The organism is Flavobacterium sp. KACC 22761 (genome assembly GCF_034058155.1).
Classification (GTDB): Bacteria; Bacteroidota; Bacteroidia; order Flavobacteriales; family Flavobacteriaceae; genus Flavobacterium.
This window is the reverse complement of sequence record NZ_CP139148.1, coordinates 1,155,913-1,179,497: the sequence shown is the minus strand read 5'-3', so window position 1 is coordinate 1,179,497 and position 23,585 is coordinate 1,155,913. Positions and strand designations below refer to the sequence as shown.

The 23,585-nt window shown below is 34.5% G+C and carries 22 protein-coding genes and 1 tRNA gene; 10 read left to right on the top strand and 13 right to left on the bottom strand.

Annotated elements, in window-relative coordinates; translation table 11 throughout:
- Positions 1-137: 137 nt before the first annotated feature.
- The gene (locus tag SCB73_RS05260) at positions 138-2,039 is read right to left on the bottom strand and encodes a S9 family peptidase (protein ID WP_320569049.1); all 1,902 of its coding nucleotides are present in this window, start codon (positions 2,037-2,039) and stop codon (positions 138-140) included.
- Positions 2,040-2,385: 346 nt separating this feature from the next.
- Here SCB73_RS05260 and SCB73_RS05255 point away from each other — a divergent pair, with 346 nt between their 5' ends.
- The 4 genes from SCB73_RS05255 to SCB73_RS05240 all read left to right on the top strand — a co-directional run bounded on the left by SCB73_RS05255 (position 2,386) and on the right by SCB73_RS05240 (position 6,492).
- On the top strand, positions 2,386-3,498 hold the full coding sequence (locus SCB73_RS05255) for an NAD(P)/FAD-dependent oxidoreductase (protein ID WP_320569048.1): 1,113 nt from the start codon (positions 2,386-2,388) through the stop codon (positions 3,496-3,498).
- Entirely contained in the window at positions 3,498-4,271 is a 774-nt protein-coding gene (gene mtgA / locus SCB73_RS05250) for a monofunctional biosynthetic peptidoglycan transglycosylase (protein ID WP_320569047.1), read from the top strand. Before SCB73_RS05255 ends, mtgA begins: the two co-directional genes overlap by 1 nt.
- Entirely contained in the window at positions 4,258-5,217 is a 960-nt protein-coding gene (locus SCB73_RS05245; RefSeq protein ID WP_320569046.1) for a lipid A deacylase LpxR family protein, read from the top strand. The genes mtgA and SCB73_RS05245 overlap by 14 nt, the downstream gene beginning before the upstream one ends.
- 1,098 nt (positions 5,218-6,315) lie before the next feature.
- Positions 6,316-6,492 (top strand): hypothetical protein, encoded by a 177-nt coding sequence (locus SCB73_RS05240; RefSeq protein WP_320569045.1) that lies wholly within the window; start codon positions 6,316-6,318, stop codon positions 6,490-6,492.
- A gap of 66 nt (positions 6,493-6,558) precedes the next feature.
- Here SCB73_RS05240 and SCB73_RS05235 read toward each other — a convergent pair.
- A tRNA-Ala gene (locus SCB73_RS05235) sits at positions 6,559-6,632 on the bottom strand.
- A 144-nt stretch (positions 6,633-6,776) separates the two neighbouring features.
- On the opposite strand from SCB73_RS05235, the gene SCB73_RS05230 reads away from it, so the two are divergent.
- From SCB73_RS05230 to SCB73_RS05215, 4 genes are all read left to right on the top strand, one after another.
- A complete protein-coding gene (locus SCB73_RS05230; RefSeq protein ID WP_320569044.1) occupies positions 6,777-7,541 on the top strand; it encodes an enoyl-CoA hydratase/isomerase family protein in 765 nt (254 codons plus the stop codon).
- A gap of 90 nt (positions 7,542-7,631) precedes the next feature.
- Complete coding sequence (locus SCB73_RS05225; RefSeq protein WP_167511651.1) at positions 7,632-7,808, top strand: hypothetical protein; 177 nt, start codon at positions 7,632-7,634, stop codon at positions 7,806-7,808.
- Between the two features lie 33 nt (positions 7,809-7,841).
- A complete protein-coding gene (locus SCB73_RS05220) occupies positions 7,842-8,294 on the top strand; it encodes a 6-pyruvoyl trahydropterin synthase family protein (RefSeq protein WP_320569043.1) in 453 nt (150 codons plus the stop codon).
- A 95-nt stretch (positions 8,295-8,389) separates the two neighbouring features.
- Entirely contained in the window at positions 8,390-9,133 is a 744-nt protein-coding gene (locus tag SCB73_RS05215; protein ID WP_320569042.1) for a UDP-2,3-diacylglucosamine diphosphatase, read from the top strand.
- Positions 9,134-9,316: 183 nt separating this feature from the next.
- Here the strand turns inward: SCB73_RS05215 and SCB73_RS05210 are convergent, their stop codons facing one another.
- From SCB73_RS05210 to SCB73_RS05175, 8 genes are all read right to left on the bottom strand, one after another.
- Complete coding sequence (locus SCB73_RS05210; RefSeq protein ID WP_320569041.1) at positions 9,317-10,519, bottom strand: cytochrome c3 family protein; 1,203 nt, start codon at positions 10,517-10,519, stop codon at positions 9,317-9,319.
- Positions 10,520-10,602: 83 nt separating this feature from the next.
- Positions 10,603-10,959, bottom strand: a complete 357-nt coding sequence (locus SCB73_RS05205; protein ID WP_320569040.1) for a hypothetical protein — start codon at positions 10,957-10,959, stop codon at positions 10,603-10,605.
- A 98-nt stretch (positions 10,960-11,057) separates the two neighbouring features.
- Positions 11,058-11,414, bottom strand: a complete 357-nt coding sequence (locus SCB73_RS05200; protein ID WP_320569039.1) for a hypothetical protein — start codon at positions 11,412-11,414, stop codon at positions 11,058-11,060.
- Between the two features lie 159 nt (positions 11,415-11,573).
- Positions 11,574-12,857: an MFS transporter gene (locus SCB73_RS05195; protein WP_320569038.1), complete on the bottom strand. Its 1,284-nt coding sequence runs from the start codon at positions 12,855-12,857 to the stop codon at positions 11,574-11,576.
- Positions 12,844-14,547, bottom strand: a complete 1,704-nt coding sequence (recJ, locus tag SCB73_RS05190; RefSeq protein WP_320569037.1) for a single-stranded-DNA-specific exonuclease RecJ — start codon at positions 14,545-14,547, stop codon at positions 12,844-12,846. Before recJ ends, SCB73_RS05195 begins: the two co-directional genes overlap by 14 nt.
- Positions 14,548-14,912: 365 nt before the next feature.
- Entirely contained in the window at positions 14,913-15,257 is a 345-nt protein-coding gene (locus SCB73_RS05185) for a HopJ type III effector protein (protein ID WP_320569036.1), read from the bottom strand.
- A gap of 203 nt (positions 15,258-15,460) precedes the next feature.
- On the bottom strand, positions 15,461-16,177 hold the full coding sequence (rsmI, locus tag SCB73_RS05180; protein ID WP_320569035.1) for a 16S rRNA (cytidine(1402)-2'-O)-methyltransferase: 717 nt from the start codon (positions 16,175-16,177) through the stop codon (positions 15,461-15,463).
- A gap of 114 nt (positions 16,178-16,291) precedes the next feature.
- Complete coding sequence (locus SCB73_RS05175; protein ID WP_320569034.1) at positions 16,292-17,341, bottom strand: hypothetical protein; 1,050 nt, start codon at positions 17,339-17,341, stop codon at positions 16,292-16,294.
- 245 nt (positions 17,342-17,586) lie between these two features.
- Here SCB73_RS05175 and SCB73_RS05170 point away from each other — a divergent pair, with 245 nt between their 5' ends.
- A complete protein-coding gene (locus SCB73_RS05170) occupies positions 17,587-18,186 on the top strand; it encodes a thymidine kinase (protein WP_320570076.1) in 600 nt (199 codons plus the stop codon).
- 22 nt (positions 18,187-18,208) lie between these two features.
- Positions 18,209-18,646: a hypothetical protein gene (locus SCB73_RS05165; RefSeq protein ID WP_320569033.1), complete on the top strand. Its 438-nt coding sequence runs from the start codon at positions 18,209-18,211 to the stop codon at positions 18,644-18,646.
- Between the two features lie 65 nt (positions 18,647-18,711).
- Here SCB73_RS05165 and SCB73_RS05160 read toward each other — a convergent pair.
- From SCB73_RS05160 to asnS, 3 genes are all read right to left on the bottom strand, one after another.
- Positions 18,712-19,979 (bottom strand): IS3 family transposase gene (locus tag SCB73_RS05160; RefSeq protein ID WP_320566433.1). Its coding sequence is split into 2 segments (ribosomal slippage): positions 18,712-19,640 and positions 19,640-19,979, totalling 1,269 coding nucleotides; the frame shifts between segments, so codons are not numbered across the junction.
- Positions 19,980-20,303: 324 nt separating this feature from the next.
- Entirely contained in the window at positions 20,304-21,764 is a 1,461-nt protein-coding gene (gene rpoN, locus SCB73_RS05155; protein ID WP_320569032.1) for an RNA polymerase factor sigma-54, read from the bottom strand.
- Between the two features lie 143 nt (positions 21,765-21,907).
- The gene (gene asnS / locus SCB73_RS05150; RefSeq protein WP_320569031.1) at positions 21,908-23,353 is read right to left on the bottom strand and encodes an asparagine--tRNA ligase; all 1,446 of its coding nucleotides are present in this window, start codon (positions 23,351-23,353) and stop codon (positions 21,908-21,910) included.
- Positions 23,354-23,585 lie beyond the last annotated feature (232 nt).

The following is a 23,585-nucleotide window of genomic DNA, read 5'->3' as shown; positions in this document are numbered from 1 at the left end:
ACTGCAATTTATTTAAAAAAATCTGTTTTAAAAAGAGAAATGCAGGCGAAAGTGTTACATAATTCAACGTTTTTAAAAAGAAAACAGCCTCAGATTATGTAATAAATCTGAGGCTGTTTTTAATATTTAGGAGTAATTTATAGCGTTTCGTCTAGCCATTTAAAAAATTCACTTTGCCAAACTTGAGCATTTTGAGGTTTTAAAACCCAGTGATTTTCATCTGGGAAATAAACAAATCTGCTTTTGATTCCTCTTAATTGTGCCGCTTGAAAAGCTTCTTGTCCTTGCCCGATTGGCACACGGTAATCTTTTCCTCCTTGGAAAATCAAAATTGGTTTATTCCAGTTTTGTACCAAAGTTGCAGGGTTGAAAGTAGTGTACGATTTTTGAGCAACGGCGTTGTCTTTTTCCCAATATGCGCCACCAAAATCCCAGTTGTTAAAGAAAACTTCTTCAGTTGTTCCTAACATAGAAACTGTGTTGAAAACGCCATCGTGAGCAATAAAAGTCTTGAAACGGTTTTTGTGTATTCCAGCCAAATAAAATACTGAATATCCTCCGTAACTTGCACCAACACATCCTAAACGGCTTTTATCAACATAACTTTCTTTTGCAACATCATCAATTGCAGAAAGGTAATCGTCCATCACTTGTCCGCCCCAATCTTTACTGATTTGCTCGTTCCATGCAACACCATGTCCTGGCATTCCGCGACGATTTGGCGCAACCACTACATAACCTTTAGCTGCCATCAAAGAGAAATTCCAACGGTAAGAATAGGATTGAGTCAATGCACTTTGTGGTCCGCCTTGGCAATATAACAAGGTTGGATATTTTTTTGAAGCATCAAAATTTGGAGGAAGAATTACCCAAACCAGCATTTTTTTGCCATCAGTTGTAGTAACATAACGTCTTTCTGTTTTACTTGGCGTTACTGTTTTATAAGTGTCAGTATTTACATTTGAAATTTGTTTCCAAGTGTTTTTCTTTAAATTATAAGAATAAATCTCAGCAGCATGATTCATGTCTGTTCTGGTAACAATGATATCATCTCCAGAAAAACCTACTAAATCGTTCACATCAAAATCACCGTTTGTAATCTGGCGAACGTTGATTGCCATTTTAGTCAAACCAGGGAAATTAACTGTAAAAAGTTGTTTTGTTCCGTCAACTGCGGCAACAAAAAATACATTTTTACCGTCTTTGCTCCAGATAAAATGATCTACAGTTCCATCCCAGTTTGCAGTCAAATTGGTTTTAATTCCTTTGAATTCAACAATAATGTCGTTTTTATCCGCTTCATAACCGTCACGTTTCATTTGCAGCCAAGTCAAATTTCCTGTTGGAGAAAATTGCGGAGCAGTATCGTAACCAAGATTATCTTCAGTTCTGTTTGTAGTTTTTTGAGTCTCTAAATTGTACTCATATATGTTTGTATTTGTAGAAATTGCATATTCAGTTCCCGCTTTTTTCTTGCATACATACAAAATGCTTTTTCCGTCAGGCGACCAGATGTAATCTTCGTCTCCACCAAAAGGTTTTTGAGGAGAATCAAAAGTTTCACCTTTTAAAATGTCGATTCCTTTTGCGCCATCTTTGTTTTCTTTGTAAAAAACATGGTTGTATTTGCCTTCATTCCAAGTATCCCAATGACGGTAATCTAATCCATTGTAAATTTGTGCATCAGATTTATCAAGATTTGGGTAGAAATCTTTCCCTAAAACTTTTTCGATTTTTACTTCGTCATTGTAAACAATAAATTTTCCGTCAGGCGAAACATTCTTGTCTTTCAAAACCTCTCTTGTGTCTTTAATTTCAGTTGCTGTTCCTCCGTTTACGGGAATAATATACAATTTTGAAGTCGATTTGTTATCGGCCACAGATGGTGTAGAAACTTTGAAAACAATATTTTTTTCATCTTTTGAAAGTCCAAGTGGCGAAACTCGCCCTAATTTCCACAACAATTCTGGCGACATCACATTCTGCCCGATAGCGTTTAAACTCATCATTATTAAGGTTGTTAATAATACTTTTTTCATAATCTAATATTCTTTTTTTGTGACGCTAAAAATACAACATTTAAATTCCAATTAATTGTTAAAATTCCAATGAAGAAAATTCCAAATTCCAATTGTCACCCTGAGCGATCCCGAGACTTCGGGAGAAGGGCGCAACGTAAGAGGCTTCTCCAAAAGTCTTCGGGACGCTCAGCCTGAAAATATAAGTGTTTTTTTAATTTATGAAGTTTTGGAATTTGGGATTTTATATTTGGAATTTAGTTTTGTAATTTAACCCAAAGCTTGGAATTTGGAATTTAAAAAAATTGTAATTTAACCCAAGTTTGGAATTTGGAATTTAAAATATTGGAATTTATTTTTAAGAAAGATGGAATTAAGTTATTGGGAACTCAAAAATTGGTTTACAAATGTTGATTACACCATTGTAGGAAGTGGCATTGTTGGTCTTCATGCGGCATTGCGCTTGCGCGAAAGATTTCCAGCTTCTAAGATTTTGGTTTTAGAAAGAGGAATGTTGCCACAAGGCGCAAGTACAAAAAATGCCGGTTTTGCCTGCTTTGGAAGTCTTTCGGAAATAATGGACGATTTAAAAACGCATTCAGAAGATGATGTGGTGAATTTGATCGAAAAGCGTTGGAAAGGTTTGAAGTTGCTCCGAAAAAGATTAGGTGATTCGGCCATTGATTTCAAACCTCACGGCGGATATGAATTGTTTTTGAAAGAAGACGAATTGGGCTATAACGAATGCATTTCGAAAATTCCTTTTATAAATGAAGTTTTAAAACCGCTTTTCAAAGCCGATGTTTTTTCTAAAGAAGTGGACCGTTTTGGTTTTGAAAACATTCACGAGTATTTGATTTTTAATCCGTTTGAAGCACAGATTGATACCGGAAATATGATGCAGGAATTATTGAAGCAAGCCGTTTCGGCCGATATTTTAATTTTAAATCAGCAAACCGTAACTTCTTATCAAGATTCAGGAAATCATGTTGAAGTAGTGTTGAATGATTTTAGCTTTAAAACCAAAAAACTGCTTTTTGCAACCAATGGTTTTGCAGGATCTTTGACAAATGGAGCTGTAAAACCGGCTAGGGCACAGGTTTTAATTACAGAACCGATTCACAATTTAGATATCAAAGGAACCTTTCATTTAGATCGTGGTTATTATTATTTCAGAAATATTGGTGACCGAATTTTATTTGGCGGAGGCCGAAATTTGGATTTTGAAGGCGAAACCACAACCGAATTTGGTAACACGAAAATTATTCAAAATAAATTGGAAGATTTGCTGAAAAATGTAATTTTACCAAATCAGGATTTTCAGATAGCGCATCGTTGGAGCGGTATCATGGGAATAGGAAACAGCAAGAATCCTGTCGTGTCACAACTTTCTGAAAACGTGTTTTGTGGAGTGCGTTTAGGCGGAATGGGAGTGGCGATTGGCAGTTTAATAGGAACAGAATTAGCAGATTTAATATAATGGCAGCAACCAAAAAACCAGCACCAAAAAAGCCGGCAACAAGTAAACCAAAACTAGCAGGAAAAAAGAAAAGCAATCGAACGTTTGGCGAAAAGGTCAAATGGTTTTTTATCAAAGCAATGTTGTGGTTTTTTGGATTGTCAATTGGTTCGGTGATCTTTTTTAAATATGTGCCAGTGCCTTTCACGCCTTTGATGCTGATTCGCGCCATCGAAAATAAATGGGCTGGAAAAGAAGTTTATTTTGATCATGACTGGGAGCCAATTGATAAAATTTCGAAGAATCTTCAAAAAGCTGTAATTGCGAGTGAAGACGGAACGTTTTTGACGCACAACGGTTTCGATTTTAAAGCACTTCAAAAAGCATATAAAAGCAACGAACGCGGACGCCGAATCCGTGGCGGAAGCACCATTTCGCAACAAACCGCAAAAAACGTTTTTTTATGGCAAGGAAAAAGTTACTTGCGTAAAGGTTTAGAAGCTTATTTTACTGTTTTGATCGAGATAATTTGGGGCAAGGAAAGAATTATGGAAGTGTATTTGAATAGTATCGAAATGGGCGACGGCGTTTATGGAGCTTATGCGGCAACAGAACATTGGTACCGCCGTGATGCTTCGAGTTTGACGCCAATGCAAGCAGCAGGAATTGCCGCAATTCTTCCAAATCCAAGAAAATTCAAAGCTACAGGTTCTTCAAGCTATATCAACAGACGAAAAGAGCGAATTGTTCGTGAAATGCGTTATGTTGGCAAACTAAATTATGATGGGAAATAAAAACTTCTTTTTTGCTATTTTTCTGTTGGGAACAGTTTTGGTTTTCGGACAGGGGAATACAAAAGAATTCGGTTTTATCTCGGATAATGATTTATATACATCGTCAAAAAATGACATGTATTATACCAATGGTTTAGAGCTCTTCTTTCGATATTTGTCCAAAAACGAAAACGTAAAAATCAATAAAAAAATAACCGAATTTCGTTTAGGACAATACATTTATAACCCAAGGTTTATTAATGAAACGGCGGTAGATATCAACGATCGCCCTTTTACTGGTTATCTTTTTGCCGAAGCCGGACGCAGTTTTTTCTATCAAAGCGAATCGGTTTTAAAAACAGATTTTCAATTGGGTTATATGGGGCCAAATGCTTTTGGTCGCGAAACTCAGGAAAGTTTTCATCATCTTATTGGTTATAAAAAAGTGTTTGGCTGGGAAAATCAGCTTCATAATGCGTTTGCTGTACAAGCGCATGCGATTTATTCCAAAAAATTGTTTTCAAGTTGGCACAATGATTTTATAGATCTTCATTTTCAGTCGGAAGCAAATTTGGGAACTATTTTTACGGGTGTTTCAACAGGATTTTTAACTAGAATTGGTTTTAAAAAACTTTTGCCTATTTACGATTCCAATTTGCATGATGCATCTGTTAGTTCAGAACCGCAATATGAAATTCGTGAATTTTATTTTTACGCGATGCCGATGGTCAATTATCAGTTTTATGATGCGACAATTCAGGGAAGCATGTTCAGTAATACAAGTCCGGTAACTTTTGATTTGGAACCACTTCGTTTCAATGCCGAAGCAGGAATTAAATACCGCCACAACAAATTCAATATATCCTATTCTTTTCTGTACCGAGGCCGAGAATTGAAAGATCCTGGGATTGATACGAATTCTGGGTATTTTTATGGAAGTATTCGAATGGGGTTTTTGATTAGGTAAAATTTATAAACTAAAAAATGAATCGATATATATAAAATATTGTCTCTAATTTTTGCACTTTTTTTTATTTATTGCATCTGGCAATTTATTAGCACCAATGCTTTTGAAATTAGAACTTTCAGAGGTTATGCGGATGTAAAACTTGTTTCGATTCGAATATTTATCCTTTTTGTCAGCTTACTTTGGGCATCAGTTTTCTTTTATGTTGATAGATTAAAAAATAAGTAATTATTTATTAGTCACGAATATGGATTATATATTTGATCTGTTTTAATTCTTCTAATTTTATAAAGTTCCTACGGAACAAATAGTTGCGTGTAATGTTGTTTACCAATATTTAATTTCTACGAAATATCTACGATAGAATCGACATCCTTTTTTCTACTTCTTTAGCAAGAGAAAGATAAAGTGGACGGCAGGTTATCAGAATGGTTTTTTTATTGAGGTAGATTTTTTAATAAAAAAAAAGCCATAACTTTTTGTTATGGCTTTTTGGGGTATTTATCTAGAATATGAATTTTCTATCTTAATAATTTCGGGGTACTAATTCAGAAATATTTAAAAATGATACTTAATTCAAAAACAGATATTTATTCTTTTTTTTTAAAGATTTGAGTATGCTTCAGCCTTGTTTAGGCTCATATTGTACTCAAATTTTTTGCAAAAGTACAAATGAAATGTTGATTAATTCTCAATTTAAGGTTAAATTTTTGTTTTTTATTTAAAATGGAATTCAAAAATAACTACAAAATTGCTTAATAGTTAATTTTTGAGTAAAAAAAGCTTTCTGCTTAGTATAAAATTCATGTAAGATATGGATTAGAATTCGATTGAGGGAATTTGCAATATGTGCCTGTAAAGTAATGCCACAATCGAAATAAAAAAAGATCTACAGAAACCCAAAAAAATCTCTTATAGCCCCGATGGAAACGGCATCCTTTTTCCTGCTTCTTTAGCAGGGAAAAGATATAGTGGACAGCGGGACGGGGCTTGTTTTGAAAACGAAATTTTCTGCTTCTAATTTCTAAGCGTAATACTTAACATTCTGATAATATGTAATATAGTTTAAAAGGTTATATTTAGTATAAAATTTAAATTATGGATATTAATTGGAATATAATAGGAATTGTGGCAATCTTGGTTGTGATTTTGGTTGTGTTGACCATCAGAAAAAATCAACGAGAGAAAAAGAAATTGGAAAATTTGCTGAACAACGATTTCAAAAAAGCAGAAAAAGATAGAGTGGATGCTGATGATGCAGCAAATGAGAAATAATTAGAATTAGTTTTTCTAAAAAATGAAACCCTTGTAAAACAGAATTTACAAGGGTTTTTTATATTGTGGAGAATATCGGATTCGAACCGATCACCTCTACGCTGCCAGCGTAGCGCTCTAGCCAAATGAGCTAATCCCCCTTTTTAATATGCGTTGAAAAACCAAATGAACTAATCCCCCAAAGCATTAACAAATAAAGTCAATTAATTCTCAAAAAACAAATTTTCAGAAGTTTCGGATGAATTATTTTCAAAAGCGTAACTTTACCTTTAAATGTAATTTTTATGAGCCTAGAAAATGCAAACGGAAGTTTAGAAACTTCTTTTAAAAATACTATTGCAACCGTTCAGTTTGGGCATCCAGCGAGTAATTCTTTTCCGCGCCAATTATTGGATCGCCTTACAGCAGAAATTAATTCGTTGAGCCGAAATGAAAATGTTTCGGTTATTATCTTAAAAAGTGAAGGAGAAAAAACCTTTTGTTCTGGTGCTTCTTTTGATGAACTTTTAAAAGTCGAAAATGAAGAACAAGGCGTAGAATTCTTTTCGGGATTTGCACATTTGCTGAATGCCATGAGAAATTGCAATAAAATTATAATCGGCCGTGTACAAGGAAAAGCTGTTGGAGGCGGTGTCGGAATTATTTCGGCTTGCGATTATGTTTTTGCAACACCGCAAAGTGATGTAAAACTGTCTGAATTAGCCATCGGAATTGGTCCTTTTGTGATTGAACCAGCCGTTTCTCGTAAAATAGGAAAAACGGCAATGACTGAAATGACTCTAGCAGCTCACGAATGGAAATCGGCAGATTGGGCTTTTCAGAAAGGGCTTTATTCGGTTATAAGTGATTTCGAAAATTTAGATAAAGATGTTGAAAATTTTGCCCAAAGATTAAGTTCTTATAATCCTGAAGCGCTTTATGAAATGAAAAAGATTATTTGGGAAGGAACTGAGCAATGGGAATCACTTTTGTTTGAACGTGCGGCGATTACTGGTAAATTGGTTTTGTCTGATTTTACTAAAAATGCTTTGTTGCAGTTTAAAAAATAGGTATGATATAAGTCATTGATTTTAGAAAAATACGAGCATAGTTTTGAAAAATATTTTAAAATCAAGTTTTCACTATATAAATCATTGAACATGACTATTATTTCGTTAATGCAAAAAGTTGACATTGCAGAGAAAATTAAAGATGCTCCAGATAGCGGTTATCAAATTGGGGTTGTCATTGGATCTTTTATTCCGTTTTTAGTTTTGGGCGGAATTGCTTTGTGGATGTATCTTAGAGCTAAAAAAAGAGCTAAAAACGGCAATTAATTTGTAAATTTGCAAGCTTAAAATTAAAAATCGATGAGTAATATCAGAATTACAAAACAATTTAGTTTCGAAACCGGTCACGCTTTGTACGGTTACGACGGAAAATGCAAGAACGTTCACGGACACAGTTATAAATTATCGGTAACAGTTATTGGTTCGCCAATTACAGATCGATCGAATGTAAAGTTCGGAATGGTGATTGACTTTTCTGACCTAAAGAAAATTGTAAAAGAAGAAATCGTCGATCAATTTGATCATGCAACTGTTTTCAATCAGACCACACCGCATATCGAATTGGCAAATGAATTGAAAAACCGCGGTCATCATGTGATTTTGGTAGATTATCAGCCAACAAGTGAAAATATGGTGGTTGATTTTGCTGAAAGAATTAAAAATCGTTTGCCGTCCGGAATTTCTCTTTTCTCATTAAAACTTCAGGAAACAGAGTCGTCTTTTGCAGAGTGGTACGCTTCAGATAATATCTAAAATTCCAAAAAAGAAATTCCAAATTCCAATCCTTCGACTTTGCTTAGAGTGACAAAAGTCTAAAATTCTAAGGAGTCTATAATCTAAAACTCTAAATGAAAAAAATATATTTTGCTTCAGATCAGCATTTTGGTGCGCCAACTCCAGAATTGAGTTTACCGCGTGAAAAAAAATTCGTGGCTTGGCTTGATGAGGTTAAGGAAGATGCGGAAGCGATTTTTTTATTGGGAGATTTATTTGATTTTTGGTTTGAATATAAAACGGTTGTTCCGAAAGGTTTTGTTCGAATTTTAGGCAAGCTAGCCGAAATTCGTGACAGCGGAATCCCAGTTTATTTTTTTGTTGGAAATCATGATCTTTGGATGAATGATTATTTTGAAACCGAATTAAATATTCCGGTTTATCATGATAATGCAGCATTTACTTTTAACGGAAAAACGTTCCTAATTGGTCACGGAGATGGAAAAGGTCCTGGCGATAAAGGCTATAAAAGAATGAAAAAGGTATTTACAAATCCGTTTTCAAAATGGCTTTTTCGTTGGCTTCATCCAGATGTTGGTGTAAGTTTGGCTCAATATTTATCAGTTAAAAACAAATTGATTTCTGGCGATGAAGATGTAAAATTTTTAGGCGAGGAAAATGAATGGTTGGTTTTATACGCGAAACGAAAACTCGAAACCAAACACTACAATTATTTCATTTTCGGACATCGTCATTTGCCAATGATTATTCCGGTTGGCGAAGATTCAAATTATGTAAATCTAGGCGACTGGATTGGCTATTTTACGTACGGAGTTTTTGACGGAGAAAAATTTGAGCTTAAAAAATTCGAGAAATAATTTAGTCGAAAGTCAAAAGTCGAAAGTCGAAAGTCGAAAGTCAAAAGTCGAAAGTCGAAAGTCAAAAGTCGAAAGTCAAAAGTCGAAAGTCAAAAGTCGAAAGTCAAAAGTCGAAAGTCGAAAGTCGAAAGTCAAAAGTTGAAAGTCTGTAAATGGCGTAATACTAGCGAAATTATCTAGCGCTTATTTTGTATAAATTCCAATTTTGTGCGTTCGCAAAATATATTCTGAAAGCTGTTTGCTATTTGAAAGCTGAAATTTAATTGCTCCAGAAGCTTTTTTCGGCATGTGGCATTCTACACAATTGCTCGCTAATAATTTCTCAGGCATTGTTTTTAAAGTGGTTTCTTTATGCTTCAAACCTTGATGACAGCTCATGCAAATTTTAGAATACGAAGCCATATTTTTAGAAGCATTTTCATGAGGATTATGACATGAAATGCAATCCATTTTTTCACTTTTAATGAAACATTTGCTTTGTGCCATCAAACGGAATTGATTTCCGTGTACATCAAATTTTGCGGTATCGGTAATGCTTCGAGTATCTCTGTAAAAGTCAGATAAATTATTTCCGGGCTTAAAATCAAAACGTGATTTCATTTTCATTCCGTCATTTCCGGCGTGACAAAGAGCGCAGGCATCCAATCTTTGTTGTCTGTTTAGGTTTTTAAAACTTGTTATTGAGTTTGCAACTTTTATATTTGGATTTTTGAGATGAAATTCAATATGTTTTTTTGCTGGGCCGTGACAGCGCTCGCAATCAATTCCGTAAACTATTGTCTCTTTTTTGATAATATCTTCAACATCCATTGACATCATATTTCGCTCTTGAGAATTTTGATTCACCATTCTGCTGCTGGCATTTGAAGCGTGGCAAGAATAGCAGTCTTTGACTACCATTCGATCAAAGTATGGTTTGTCTGCAGGAAATCCAGGGCTTGTTGCCCAATTATGAATTGAAGTATAATAGGAGAGCGGAAGCTCATAAGTGTTATTGTTGCGCCAATAAACTGAAGTTTGTGCATGTTTTGCTCCAAATACAATGTCAAATCGGTGTGCTTGAACTTCTTTTCCGTTTTTGTATAAAACTTGGAATAGACTATCTCCACGCTTTTCCATGACCAATTTGGTATTTTTATCATAAATGAAAGTATGATTGCCTTTGTCAAAATCTCCCAAAACATTTTCTGAAGTTGCTTCTGCTGTGGCTTTAAAATGAGAACTTTTCAAAGCCATGTCATATTGCGTTTGATGGCATTGAATACAGCTTTCAGATCCAGCATAATCAGTACCGCGTGGGTCAATATAATCGTCAGACGAGTTTTTGCAGTTGGTTAAACATACTGCCAAAAGTAAAAGGACAAAGAGAATGCGTGTTTTTTTCATTGCCGTAAATATACTTTTTTTTGAAGCAAATCAAAATATATTTCAATAATGAAAAAATGATGTTAAAATATTTAGAATAATTCTTAATTCATGCCTGCGCCGTAAACATATTCATCTAATTCAATTTTGAATAACGAACCTTCAACCAAATCTTTTATTGATTTCAATTCGGTCATATTTACAGCCAAATCTATTGAATTGCATGGTGTTTTTAGTAAAAATTTATGGCAAGAATATTTCATTTCACAAGCTTCGCAACAAGCATTTTCGATTAAGCTATCTTCGATTAAATCGCAAAAATGATTCAATTCTGGTATGGTAAAATAAAAGCCCGTTTCTTTAAAAACCAATTGCACTTTGTCATGAATGGTTTGACTGTTTTGTTTCCAGTAAAAAGCTATTCCGAAATTGTTATGAGAGATTTGTTCTATTTCTCTCATTGTAAATCCTTTTATTTCAACAAATATAAATATTATTTATATTAATTCTAAATAAAAAAATCATAAAAGTTTGAAAAAAAATCTTTTTTCAGCAGGTTTTAGTTCATACCCGAACCGTAAATATATTCGTTGAGATTAAGTCGGAATAATGAACCGTCAACCAAGTCTTTTATGGAATTTAATTCAATTGGTGAGATCTCTAAATCTAACGCAACGTAAGGCGTTTTTAATAAAAACTTATCAAAAACCCGTTTTGTACTATACCTATCAGAATCATTATGATCAGTTACGCAGTCTTCAATTAGATCGTGAAATTCATTTAATTCTTGAATTGAAAAATAAAATCCCATTTGTTTAAAAAGCAGCTGAATTTTATCTGATACAATTTCGTTGCCTTTTTTCCAATAAAATGAAATTCCAAAATCGTTGCGGTATATTTGTTCGATGTCCTTCATGGTATTTTTTTTACGCTGCAAAGGTACATACTGTTTGTATTAACACTTGATTAATAAAAGCATAAAAAAATGCTAAAAAATCTTGTTAATAATTGATTTTTAGTTGGTTAGGTAAAAAGAATAAAGATGAAAATACCGTTCTTAAAATAGATATTCTTTCTAATCCAATTTATGGTGATCTTCCATATCTCTTTTCAAATCTAAATCTCTAAAAGTAGGCGATATAAATCCAAAACCTAAAACGGTCAAAAGTGTGATGCTTCCTCCAAAAACAACTGAAGTCACAGTTCCCATTAATTTGGCAGTTGCCCCACTTTCGAAAGCACCTAATTCATTAGAAGATCCGACAAAAATAGAATTTACTGCGCCAACACGCCCACGCATGTGATCGGGAGTTTTAAGCTGTAAAATGGTTTGACGAATAACTACAGAAATTCCGTCAGCCAATCCGCTTAAAAATAAAGCAAAAACAGAAAGCCAGAAATAAGTTGAAAGACCAAATAAAATGATCGATAATCCAAAAACAAAAATGGCAACTAACAGTTTCTTTCCAGCATTTTTATATAAAGGCACATAAGCAGAAACGAGCATTGTAATAAAAGAACCAACAGCGGGCGCGGCCCTTAATATTCCAAATCCTTCAGAACCAACTTTTAAGATGTCTTGAGCAAAAACCGGCAATAAAGCCACGGCACCTCCAAAAAGTACAGCAATCATGTCAAGCGATAAAGCACCTAAAACTACTTGATTTTTGAAGACAAAAGTCAAGCCTTCTGTAAGGCTGTCTTTTATTGATTCTCCAATCTTCGGGTTTACGATTGGTTTTTTACTGATTTGTGACAAGGCAATTAAGGCGAGAATTGAAAATCCGAAAACCAGACACATTGACCAGTGCACGCCAATCCAGTTGATTGAAAATCCAGCCAATGCAGGACCCATTACGGCTCCAATTTGCCAAACCGAACTGCTCCAAGTTGAAGCATTTGGATATACTTTTTTTGGAATAATAAGCGATTGAAGAGAGAAAGTAGTTGGACCAAGAAAGGCACGAACTAAACCGCCAAGAAAAACCAAAAAATAAATTGAATACAGAATTGAATTGGTTGGCCAACCACTGACAACTTTTGGCCAGGTTAATAAAAACAATCCAAAACTAATTACGGAAAATCCCAGAATACATTTTACCAATAGTCCTTTCTTTTCGCTTTGATCGACAATATGTCCGGCAAATAATGCCATTCCAACAGCTGGAATTACTTCCATCAAACCAATAATTCCTAACGAAAGCGGGTTTTTAGTCAAGCTATAAACTTCCCATTCGATCACGATAAACTGCATTGCCCAGGCAAAAACCATACAGAAGCGCAGTAATAAATACACATTGAATTCTCTATAACGAAGCGCTTGATACGGATCTGGTTTATTTGATTTAATTTCTTCCATTTGTTCTAATGTCTTTCAGCATAAGCTGTGTTGAAACCGTTCCATTCCATTCATTTTCGGCAATTGTATATGCTAGTTGAAACGTATTTTGATTTTTTGTAATATCTATTTTTTTTCCGAGTCCAAAACCAATTGCAGCTATTCCGTCTGAATTAGATTGTTTGGCGAAGAGTCTTAAATGTTCGTCTTCTGAACCTAAGGTTTTTGCATAACCCGTATCTTTAACATCTGTTGTCATAAAAACCGGCGTCATATTCTGTGGGCCAAAAGGCTCAAATTGTTTTAAAATCCGAATGAGTTTTGGCGTTATATCCGAGAAATTTATTTCGGCATCGATCTCAATTTCTGGAGTCAGCATTTCTGGTGAAATTGTTTCTGAAACTTGTTTCTCAAAAGCATCTTTGAAAGTTTGATAATTCTCAGCTTTTAAAGTCATTCCAGCTGCATACATATGGCCTCCAAATTGTTCCAAATGTTCTGCGCAAGCATCAAGTGCATTATAAACATCAAAACCTTTTACTGATCGAGCCGAAGCGGCATATTTGTCGCCACTTTTTGTGAAAACCAAAGTCGGACGATAATAGGTTTCAATCAATCTTGAAGCTACAATTCCGATTACACCTTTGTGCCAGTCTTCTTGAAAAACGACGGTTGAAAAACGTTCTTCTTCCTTATTTTCTATAATTTGCTGAAATGCTTCTTTGGTAATTTTTTTGTCTAAATCTTTTCGGTCGGCATTATATTGTTCTATTTCCGATGCGAATTGCTGTGCTTGTTCAAGATCAAATTCGGTTAAAAGTTCTACAGCATGATTTCCGTGTTTGATTCTTCCGGCGGCATTAATTCGGGGTGAAATAATAAAAACCACATCAGTAATATCAAGAACTTTCTTTTTTACTTGATGAACTAAAGCCTTAATTCCGGGTCTTGGTTCGCTGTTGATTACTTTCAATCCGAAATAGGCCAAAACACGATTTTCTCCTGTAATCGGAACAATATCGGCGGCAATTGCAGTGGCAACCAAATCGAGATATGGAATCAGGTCTTCCGTAGTTTCATTTCTATTTTGCCCTAAAGCCTGAATCAATTTAAAACCAACACCACAACCGCATAATTCATCATAAGGATAATTGCAATCTTCTCTTTTTGGATCTAAAACAGCAACCGCATCTGGAAGAATGTCGCCGGGACGGTGGTGATCGCAAATAATAAAATCGATGTTTTTTGCTTTCGCGTAAGCGATATGATCAATTGATTTTATGCCGCAGTCTAAAGCGATAATCAAAGAAATTCCGTTGTCGTCTGCGTAGTCAATTCCTTTGTAAGAGATTCCGTAACCTTCGTCGTAACGATCCGGAATGTAAGTAGCTATATTTGGATAATGTGATTTTAAATACGAAGAAACCAAAGAAACCGCTGTTGTCCCGTCAACATCATAATCGCCAAAAACCAGAATATTTTCTTGATTTTCAATCGCTAATTCAATTCGGGCAACGGCTTTGTCCATATCTTTCATCAAATACGGATCATGCAAATGCTCTAAAGAAGGGCGAAAGAAATTCTTCGCATCGTCAAAAGTTTCAATGCCGCGCTGAATCAATAGCGTTGCAACAAAATCTTCTACATTTAAAGCTTGTGCCAAATGTTTGACTTTTTCTTCAGAAGGTTTTGGTTTTAAGGTCCAACGCATTTTTTATTGTAGATTTTAGATTTTAGATTTCAGATTCGTGAAATCGTTTAATCTGGTAGGTGAATTTTTTTTAAAACACATAGAATCATAGCTCATTGGAAACTTTAAAAAAGGTGTTTCACTTGCATAAATTCACATAGCTCTATGTGTTAGAAACTAGTTTCTTTCTAATTTCTTTTAATTAAAAATAAAATCTATGTTTCTATGTGTTTATTTTTTTTCTAATCAGTCTCGATGGTTATCGAAAATGACAGAACTATTTGGTTTTTTAACTTTGTCAAAGTTTTAAGCTTTGACAAAGTTTTTTTGAGTTTAGAATAAAGTAGAGTTTGGTAAATCTAAAATCTACATTCTAAAATCTAAAATTATTTTGCTTCTAAAGCATTTCCTTCAAATTGAATTGCGTCCCAACCTAAGTTAATGAAGTTTCTAATGTTTTGATGATTTGTTCCATTTGGATCACCTAAAACTTCTTCAAAATAGAAAGCGCCAAAACATGCTAATGTTTCTTCTTTGCTTAAGTTTTGCAGTTTTGCAAAAGAAAACAATTTGCAAGAACCAGAATTTTCTCCTGCTGCGTTATGCTGTGTTCCGTTTTGAAAAGCAGTTGGAGTAAAATTGTAGTTTTCTTCGATTACTGCAATAGTTTCAGGAAATGTGATTTGTGTTGGAGTTTGTTTTACTTTTTCTAAAAAGGCTTGTATGCTCATGATTATAGTTTAATTTTTTTTTTGCCACAGATTGAAAAGATTAAAAAGGATTTTTGTTTTTGCCACGAATTGCACAAATTTTCACAAATTCAATTCGTGTAAATTCGTGAAATTGCTTCTCCTGTTCGCTATCGCTCGGGTCGTGGCGGATTTTTAATCAATCAGTGTTAATCATTTTAATCTGTGGCTGAAATAATTATTTATTATTCTTCGTCCTTAGAAAACTTACTTTTCTTAGGTTCTTTTGTTATTATTTTTCCAGCAACGACAACGACAATTTCGCCACGCGGTGCTGTTTTTTCAAAATGTGCCAAAACTTCTTTTGCAGTTCCGCGTACATTTTCTTCATGTAATTTTGATAATTCTCTTGAAACACAAACTTGTCGGTCTTCTCCAAAATATTGAACAAATTCTGCTAAAGTCTTAACGAGTTTATGAGGAGAAACGTATAAAATCATCGTTCGGGTTTCTTCGGCTAAAGCCAAAAATCGAGTCTGACGGCCTTTTTTATCAGGCAGAAAACCTTCAAAAACAAATTTATCATTTGGTAGTCCGCTGTTTACAAGCGCGGGAACAAAAGCCGTTGCGCCCGGAAGGCATTCAACTTCAATTTTATTTTCTACACAAGCGCGCGTCAATAAAAAGCCAGGATCTGAAATCGCCGGAGTTCCTGCGTCTGAAATCAAAGCGATGGTTTCGCCAGCTTTTAAACGGGCAATTAGGTTTTCGGTTGTTTTGTGTTCGTTGTGCATATGATGGCTGTGCATGTGCGTGCCAATTTCAAAATGCTTCAACAATTTTCCGCTTGTGCGGGTGTCTTCGGCCAAAATCAAATCGACTTCTTTCAAAACCCGAATGGCTCTGAAAGTCATGTCTTCAAGATTGCCAATTGGCGTTGGAACGATATATAATTTTGACATATTTAATTTTGATATTTAAACACGAATTACACAGATTGGCACAAATTTTTAATGTGTATGAAATTCCGCCAAGCAAATGAATTAGTGTTAATTTGTGTAATTAGTGTTTGCTTTTTATGCAAATTTTTTCTCGATAATTCCTAGAAAACGCTCAGCGTAATCGTCTTTTCCTTCCCAATTATTATAATCTGGTTTTACCATGTTTTCAATAAATTCTTTCACTTCGGCGTAAGAATCAAAAGTCAAAAGCTGATTTAAAACTCGGCTATAATCTTCGGTGCTGTTTCCAAAAAGATTTTTGGTAAAAGCAATTCGGTCATTCAAATCAATATGGAAACCTTTTGCCAGTTTTTCATTTAGGGTTACAGGTTTTGGTTCGGCCGGAGTTTCCAGAACCTCAGTTTCGATTTTCGTCTCTTGAATTTCGTTAAGTGATGGAAAAGGAGTTGAAGGAACAGCTTCAAAACTATCTACTTTTACAAACTGTGTATCGGCATAATTAATTCCAAAATCTTCAAATGCAATTGTAGGTTTTGATGAACTTTCGATCTTAGATTCTACTTTTTCTTCAATTTTCTCTTCCGGTTTTTCTAATTCAAAAAGTGGCTTGAAATCTGGAATCGGATTTGAATCGTTGACTGTTTTAAATGAAAGATCATTTGCTTCGATCGTTTTTTTAGCTTCAGAAACAGCTGCTTGGATTTTTTCGATAATTGGATCTTTAACACTTTCCACAGTTTCAGTTTCTTTCACTGCTTCAGCTTCTTCCTCTTTTTCAACAATTGGTTCTTCAATGGATTCCTGAGTTTCTTCTTCAATTGGCTCTGGAGTTGTTTCTTCTGGAATTTCGGCAACTATTTCTTCAACAATTGCTGGTTTTGGAGCTTTTTCTGCTTTAATTTCTTCAACAGGAATTGGAGTTTCGTCATCAACTGAAACTATTTCTTCTTCTTTGTCAAAAATAGTTTCGATTTCAGAGCTGATTTCGCTATAGCTGATTGTTGGTTTTGCTTCGTCAAAATTTTCATCAACAAATTTTAAAATAGCCAGTTTTTCATATAATTTCTGTGTTTCAAGATATAATTGATTGATATCGGATTTGTTTTTAAGTTTTAAAATTCGATGTGCAATGCTGATTAAATCAGCTTCCAATTTTTTTTTCATAACTGTTGAAATTATAGTGAATAAGGTATTTTAGTGTATTTGATGCCTGAATGTCTTTAATCCTGAATAAAACCGAGAGATATTTTAAAGATGTTTTTTATTTCTGTTAATAAGCATTTCCCAATCTCCCGTTTGATAAAAATTTTCTACTTTTGAAAAAATGTAAAACAGCACATTTTTACGTCGATTTATTACCAGTACAAAGTAATAAAAACTATTCATTTTTAAAGGTAGAAAAATACAAAATGTTTCTCGAAAATACAGTAAATCACAAAGAACAATTTGGGTGGATTGAAGTTATTTGTGGATCAATGTTTTCGGGTAAAACCGAAGAATTAATCCGTAGATTAAAACGCGCGCAATTTGCTAAACAAAGAGTCGAAATTTTTAAACCCGCTATTGATACCCGTTATCATGACGAAATGGTAGTATCTCATGATGCTAACGAAATTCGTTCGACACCGGTTCCGGCAGCGGCAAATATTTTGATTTTGGCTCAAGGTTGTGACGTAATTGGTATTGATGAAGCGCAGTTTTTTGATGACGAAATTATTACCGTTTGCAACGACTTGGCAAATCAAGGAATTCGTGTAATTGTGGCTGGATTGGACATGGATTTTAAAGGAAATCCATTTGGGCCAATGCCGGGACTTATGGCCACTGCCGAATATGTTACAAAAGTTCACGCCGTTTGCACCAGAACAGGAAATTTGGCAAATTATAGCTTCAGAAAAACAGATAATGACAAGCTGGTCATGTTAGGGGAAACTGAGGAATATGAGCCACTTAGCCGTGCCGCGTATTTTAATGCAATGAAAAAACTTCAGGAAAAAGAAAATAAATAAACGCAATACACTTTACTAAACGATGGAAGAAAAGAAAAGTAGAAGAAAGCAGAATATTTTATTATTTATCTTAATCGGAATTGCGATAGCTTTGACAGCCTTTTTTCAATTTTACCTTTCTGAAAATGTAAGCGAAGTAAAGACTGAAGTAAAAGAATTAGTTGAGAAATACAATAAAAACTGTCCGTTGAATATTCAGGAAGGAATTCGTTTAGACAGTGTGAATTTGCCTCAGAAAGAATTCGTGCAATATAATTTGACTTTGTTAAACGTAGAAAAGCAAACTGCTGAAGTTGATGTGATTCAAAGTGAAATTGAAAAAAGTCTTGTAAGTACTGCCAAAGCAAACTCTGGACTTCAGGTTTTTAGGGATAATGATTATACTTTGATTTATCATTACAGCGATAAAAAGAAAGCATTTTTATTTGATGTGAAAATTCTGCCAGATCAATATAAATAAATTAAGGTTTTAGTGATATTGAGTTGTCCTGAAAAAGGTTGACTCGATTAGTAATATAAAATTAATTAAATCGGAACAGAATTATTTTTGTTCCGATTTGTTTTTTTCCATCTTTTGAGTTTGATTTGATTTTGTAAATGTGCTTGATTTGGAGTCAGCATATTTATTGATAAATGCACTCTTATTTGATTATAAAATAAAATAGATTCTAGAGCTTGCTTTTTCAGATTTTCAAAATCTTCAAAGATTTCAGATAATCCAAATTCTTCTTTTAAAATACCATTTACTCTTTCTGCAACTGCATTTTCATATGGATCATAGTTTTGTGTCATACTTATCAGAATCTTGCTTTGAGATAAATATTCCGTGTACTCTTTGCTGCAATATTGAAGACCTCTATCTGAATGATGTATGAGATTTCTGCTGTATTTCCTATTACCGACAGCCATCTTTAAAGCTTCTAATGTAGAAGAAGCCATTAAATTATCCGATAAATTATAACCTACAATTTTCTTCGAGTATGCATCTGTTATCAAATGCAGGTAATATGTTTGTTCTTTAGTTCTTAGATAAGTAATATCAGCAACCCAAACCTGCTCAGGCTCATTGAGCTTGATTTCTTTTATTAAATTTGGATATTTACGCATCCAATGTCTTGAATTTGTTGTCTTGTAATATCTTCTAGCTTTAGGGACTAATAAATATTCATCACGTAAAAAATCAAACAATTTATCTCTGCCAATCTTTATTTGATGTCTTTTTAAATCATCTTTCAGCATATAATGCAGTTTTCTGCCACCGGTTTTTGGCAGCTTTTGACGAACCGACATTACCAAAGATTTGAGATGTACTTTGTCGGGAATTGACTTTAATAGATGTGATTTTCGTTTGTAATAAGCTTGTTTACTGTATCCAAACAATCGACATATTTCACAAGGACTAACCCTGTATATACGATTTATTTCTTGGACTGCTTGGAACCAGACTTTTTTACAATCTCGATTTTTAGCTCGCGTTCGGCTATTTCAATAAACTTTTTAAAGACCAATAATTCTTGCTCTTTCTTAGCTAATTGAGCTTCGAGTTCTTTGATGCGTTGAGATTGAGGATCTTTCATAGGTCGTCCCAGTGTTAGTTTTTCCAGATATGTAAATTTACCATATTTTCTTAACCAACTGTCGATACAGCTATGACTTCTGATTTGGTAACGACGGCGAAGATCTGCCTTGCAAAATAATCCCAGTTCAAATTCTTTTACAACCTGTTTTTTGAATGCCTCACTGTAAGTGCAATCAGGCACAATTCTTTTAAATACTTCTCTTGTTAGTGACATAATTAAGTTAATTATAGTCAACTTTTTTCAGGACGAGACATATTAAAATTAAACCCGACAGGTTTTTAAAAACTGTCGGGTTTGTTTTTTGAAATCAAAATACCAACATTAAGCCAAACTGGACTGAAGTCCAGCTCTACAAAATAATTCGTTCCTGCGGAACTTAGGAAGAGCCTTCGGCTCGGTTCATATTGTAGGGCTGGACTTCAGTCCAGTCTAAATAAAGAATGTTTTATATTTAAAAAAAACCGCCCCGACAAATTTTCGTTTGTCGGGGCGGTTTTTTTAAATGAACTTATATTTCTTATATGGTTTAAAAAAGAATTAAATCTTCTTTCTCATTCTCGCTACCGGAATATCAAGCTGTTCTCGATATTTTGCAATAGTTCTTCTTGCGATTGGATAACCTTTTTCTTTTAAGATTTCTGCTAGCTGATCGTCTGGAAGCGGTTTTCTTTTATCCTCTTCTTCAATTGTATTTTGAAGAATTTTTTTGATTTCCAAAGTTGAAACATCTTCTCCTTGATCATTTTTCATCGCTTCAGAGAAAAATTCTTTGATTAGTTTTGTCCCATATGGCGTTTCAACATATTTACTGTTTGCCACACGTGAAATCGTCGAAATATCTAAACCAACCATATCAGCGATATCTTTTAAGATCATCGGTTTTAGTTTGGTTTCGTCACCGTCTAAGAAATATTCTTCCTGATAATGCATAATTGCATTCATGGTTACAAAAAGCGTTTCCTGACGTTGTCTAATCGCATCGATAAACCATTTAGCAGAATCCAGTTTTTGTTTGATAAACTGAACGGCGTCTTTTTGCGCAGTCGATTTATCACGAGATTCTTTGTACGTCTGCATCATTTCCTGATAATCTTTAGAAACGTGCAGGGAAGGAGCATTTCTTCCGTTTAAAGTCAGTTCTAACTCTCCGTCAACAATTCTGATAGCGAAATCTGGAACCACATTTTCAGTAACTTTATTGTTTCCTGTAAAAGAACCACCAGGTTTTGGATTCAGTCTTTCAATTTCGTGAATCGCTTTTTTAAGCTGTTCGTTCGAAATGCTGTATTTTTGCAATAATTTATCGTAATGTTTTTTCGTAAAAGCATCAAACTGATTTTCGATAATGTCAATGGCTAAATCAACATATTCAGTTGGTGTTTTGTGTTTTAATTGAAGTAATAAACATTCTTGTAAATCACGTGCACCAACTCCCGAAGGTTCAAGTTCGTGAATTACGGTCAACATTTTTTCGACCATCGCTTCATCAGTATAAATTCCCTGAGTAAAAGCCATGTCGTCTACAATATCCGGAATGCTTCTGCGGATGTAACCCATGTCATCAATACTTCCAACAAGGAATTCAGCGATCTCACGCTCTTCATCGTTCAAAATAAAAGTATTCAACTGATTGATCAAATCCTGATGGAAACTTATCGGAGCCGCAAAAGGCGTTTCGCGCTCTTCGTCGTCACTGTAATTATTTACCTGAGTTTTGTAATCGGGTGTATCGTCGTCGCTTAAATATTCATCAATGTTAATGTCGTCTGCTTCGATTCTGTCAGATTCTGCATCATCATAATCGTCGTAGTCTTCATTAGCGTATTCATCAGCTTCGTAATCGTCTTCTTTTCCTGCTTCAAGAGCCGGATTTTCGTTCATTTCTTCTAATAAACGCTGTTCAAAAGCTTGCGTAGGCAATTGAATTAACTTCATCAGCTGTATTTGCTGTGGAGATAATTTTTGGGATAATTTTAAATTTAAAAATTGCTTTAGCATATTTTGAGTTAAGAGTTATAAGTTATGAGTTATGAGTTTTTACACCCATATACTTGCAACCTATAACAGTTAAATATTTCTCTTAAATGATTATGAGTTAAGATTTAACTCCTAACTCATAATTTATAATTCATAACTTTCTATTAAAATTCCGCACTTCCAGGAGTTCTTGGGAAAGGAATTACGTCTCTAATGTTTGTCATTCCTGTAACAAACAATACCAAACGCTCAAATCCTAAACCGAAACCTGCGTGAGTTGCTGATCCAAATCTTCTGGTGTCTAAATACCAGTATAATTCTTCTTTATCAATTCCAAGTTTTTCCATTTTCTCAACCAAAACATCATAACGCTCTTCTCTTTCAGAGCCACCAACGATTTCTCCAATTCCAGGGAAAAGGATATCCATTGCGCGAACGGTTTCTCTTCCTGGTTCTGTGTTGTCGTTCAAACGCATGTAAAACGCTTTGATGTTTGCTGGGTAATCGTATAAAATTACCGGACATTTAAAGTGTTTTTCAACTAAGAAACGCTCGTGTTCTGACTGTAAATCAGCTCCCCATTCGTTGATTAAATATTGGAATTTCTTCTTTTTGTTTGGAGTTGAATCCCTTAAAATATCAATTGCTTCTGTATAAGAAACACGTTTGAAGTTGTTCTCCAAAACGAAGTTCAATTTCTCTAACAAACTCATTTCGCTTCTTTCCGCCTGTGGTTTTGATTTTTCTTCTTCAAGAAGTCTTCCTTCTAAGAATTTCAAATCATCCTGACAATTGTCTAAAGCATATTTAATTACATACTGAATAAAATCTTCAGCCAAATCCATGTTGTCATCAAGGTCGTTGAAAGCAACTTCCGGCTCGATCATCCAGAATTCAGCCAAGTGACGAGAAGTGTTTGAGTTTTCTGCTCTAAACGTTGGTCCAAAAGTATAAATCTGACCCAAAGCCATTGCAAAAGTTTCACCTTCTAATTGCCCAGAAACGGTCAAGTTTGTGTGTTTTCCGAAGAAATCTTTTTTGAAATCAATGTTTCCTTCTTCATTTTTTGGAAGATTATCCAAAGGCAATGAAGTTACCTGAAACATTTCTCCAGCACCTTCAGCATCAGCTCCAGTGATAATTGGCGTATTTACATACACAAATCCTTTTTCCTGAAAATATTTGTGAACTGCAAATGACAATACCGAACGCACACGCATAATCGCACCAAAAGCATTTGTACGTACGCGCAAGTGAGCGTTTTCACGTAAAAATTCCAAAGAGTGTTTTTTAGGCTGCATTGGGAATTTCTCCGCATCAGAATCTCCAAGAATCTCAAGTTTGTTTACCTGAATTTCATATTTCTGACCCGCACCTTTACTTTCAACCAAAGTTCCAATTACAGAAACCGAAGCTCCAGTCGTGATTCTTTTTAAAGTCTCTTCAGGTGTATTTTCAAAATCAACAACACATTGAATATTATTAATTGTAGAACCGTCATTAAGCGCGATGAACTGATTATTTCTAAAAGTTCTCACCCATCCTTTTGCATTCACTTCCTGTAGCGTCGTCGTACTGTTTAATAAGTCTTTAACCTTTGTGTGTTTCATTTTAATTTTAGATTTTAGTCCCGAAGCATCGGGACTGATTTTGATTAATTTAAAATCAGTGTTTTTTATATCGAATTGCAAATATAAACGATAATAATTAATTTTTGAAGCTATTTCCCGCTCTCCGCTGTATCTTTTTCTTGCTAAAGAAGCAAGAAAAAGGATGCCGCTTCGATCGGGGCTAGGGCACTCGTTTTCAGGAGAAGTTTTTTTTACTTCTTAATTTTTGTCA

Bases quoted from the DNA above. Each gene is read 5' to 3' on its own strand.
- SCB73_RS05260 (WP_320569049.1), bottom strand. From the start codon at position 2,039: ATGAAAAAAGTATTATTAACAACCTTAATAATGATGAGTTTAAACGCT.
- SCB73_RS05255 (WP_320569048.1), top strand. From the start codon at position 2,386: ATGGAATTAAGTTATTGGGAACTCAAAAATTGGTTTACAAATGTTGAT.
- mtgA (WP_320569047.1), top strand. From the start codon at position 3,498: ATGGCAGCAACCAAAAAACCAGCACCAAAAAAGCCGGCAACAAGTAAA.
- SCB73_RS05245 (WP_320569046.1), top strand. From the start codon at position 4,258: ATGATGGGAAATAAAAACTTCTTTTTTGCTATTTTTCTGTTGGGAACA.
- SCB73_RS05240 (WP_320569045.1), top strand. From the start codon at position 6,316: ATGGATATTAATTGGAATATAATAGGAATTGTGGCAATCTTGGTTGTG.
- SCB73_RS05230 (WP_320569044.1), top strand. From the start codon at position 6,777: ATGAGCCTAGAAAATGCAAACGGAAGTTTAGAAACTTCTTTTAAAAAT.
- SCB73_RS05225 (WP_167511651.1), top strand. From the start codon at position 7,632: ATGACTATTATTTCGTTAATGCAAAAAGTTGACATTGCAGAGAAAATT.
- SCB73_RS05220 (WP_320569043.1), top strand. From the start codon at position 7,842: ATGAGTAATATCAGAATTACAAAACAATTTAGTTTCGAAACCGGTCAC.
- SCB73_RS05215 (WP_320569042.1), top strand. From the start codon at position 8,390: ATGAAAAAAATATATTTTGCTTCAGATCAGCATTTTGGTGCGCCAACT.
- SCB73_RS05210 (WP_320569041.1), bottom strand. From the start codon at position 10,519: ATGAAAAAAACACGCATTCTCTTTGTCCTTTTACTTTTGGCAGTATGT.
- SCB73_RS05205 (WP_320569040.1), bottom strand. From the start codon at position 10,959: ATGAGAGAAATAGAACAAATCTCTCATAACAATTTCGGAATAGCTTTT.
- SCB73_RS05200 (WP_320569039.1), bottom strand. From the start codon at position 11,414: ATGAAGGACATCGAACAAATATACCGCAACGATTTTGGAATTTCATTT.
- SCB73_RS05195 (WP_320569038.1), bottom strand. From the start codon at position 12,857: ATGGAAGAAATTAAATCAAATAAACCAGATCCGTATCAAGCGCTTCGT.
- recJ (WP_320569037.1), bottom strand. From the start codon at position 14,547: ATGCGTTGGACCTTAAAACCAAAACCTTCTGAAGAAAAAGTCAAACAT.
- SCB73_RS05185 (WP_320569036.1), bottom strand. From the start codon at position 15,257: ATGAGCATACAAGCCTTTTTAGAAAAAGTAAAACAAACTCCAACACAA.
- rsmI (WP_320569035.1), bottom strand. From the start codon at position 16,177: ATGTCAAAATTATATATCGTTCCAACGCCAATTGGCAATCTTGAAGAC.
- SCB73_RS05175 (WP_320569034.1), bottom strand. From the start codon at position 17,341: ATGAAAAAAAAATTGGAAGCTGATTTAATCAGCATTGCACATCGAATT.
- SCB73_RS05170 (WP_320570076.1), top strand. From the start codon at position 17,587: ATGTTTCTCGAAAATACAGTAAATCACAAAGAACAATTTGGGTGGATT.
- SCB73_RS05165 (WP_320569033.1), top strand. From the start codon at position 18,209: ATGGAAGAAAAGAAAAGTAGAAGAAAGCAGAATATTTTATTATTTATC.
- rpoN (WP_320569032.1), bottom strand. From the start codon at position 21,764: ATGCTAAAGCAATTTTTAAATTTAAAATTATCCCAAAAATTATCTCCA.
- asnS (WP_320569031.1), bottom strand. From the start codon at position 23,353: ATGAAACACACAAAGGTTAAAGACTTATTAAACAGTACGACGACGCTA.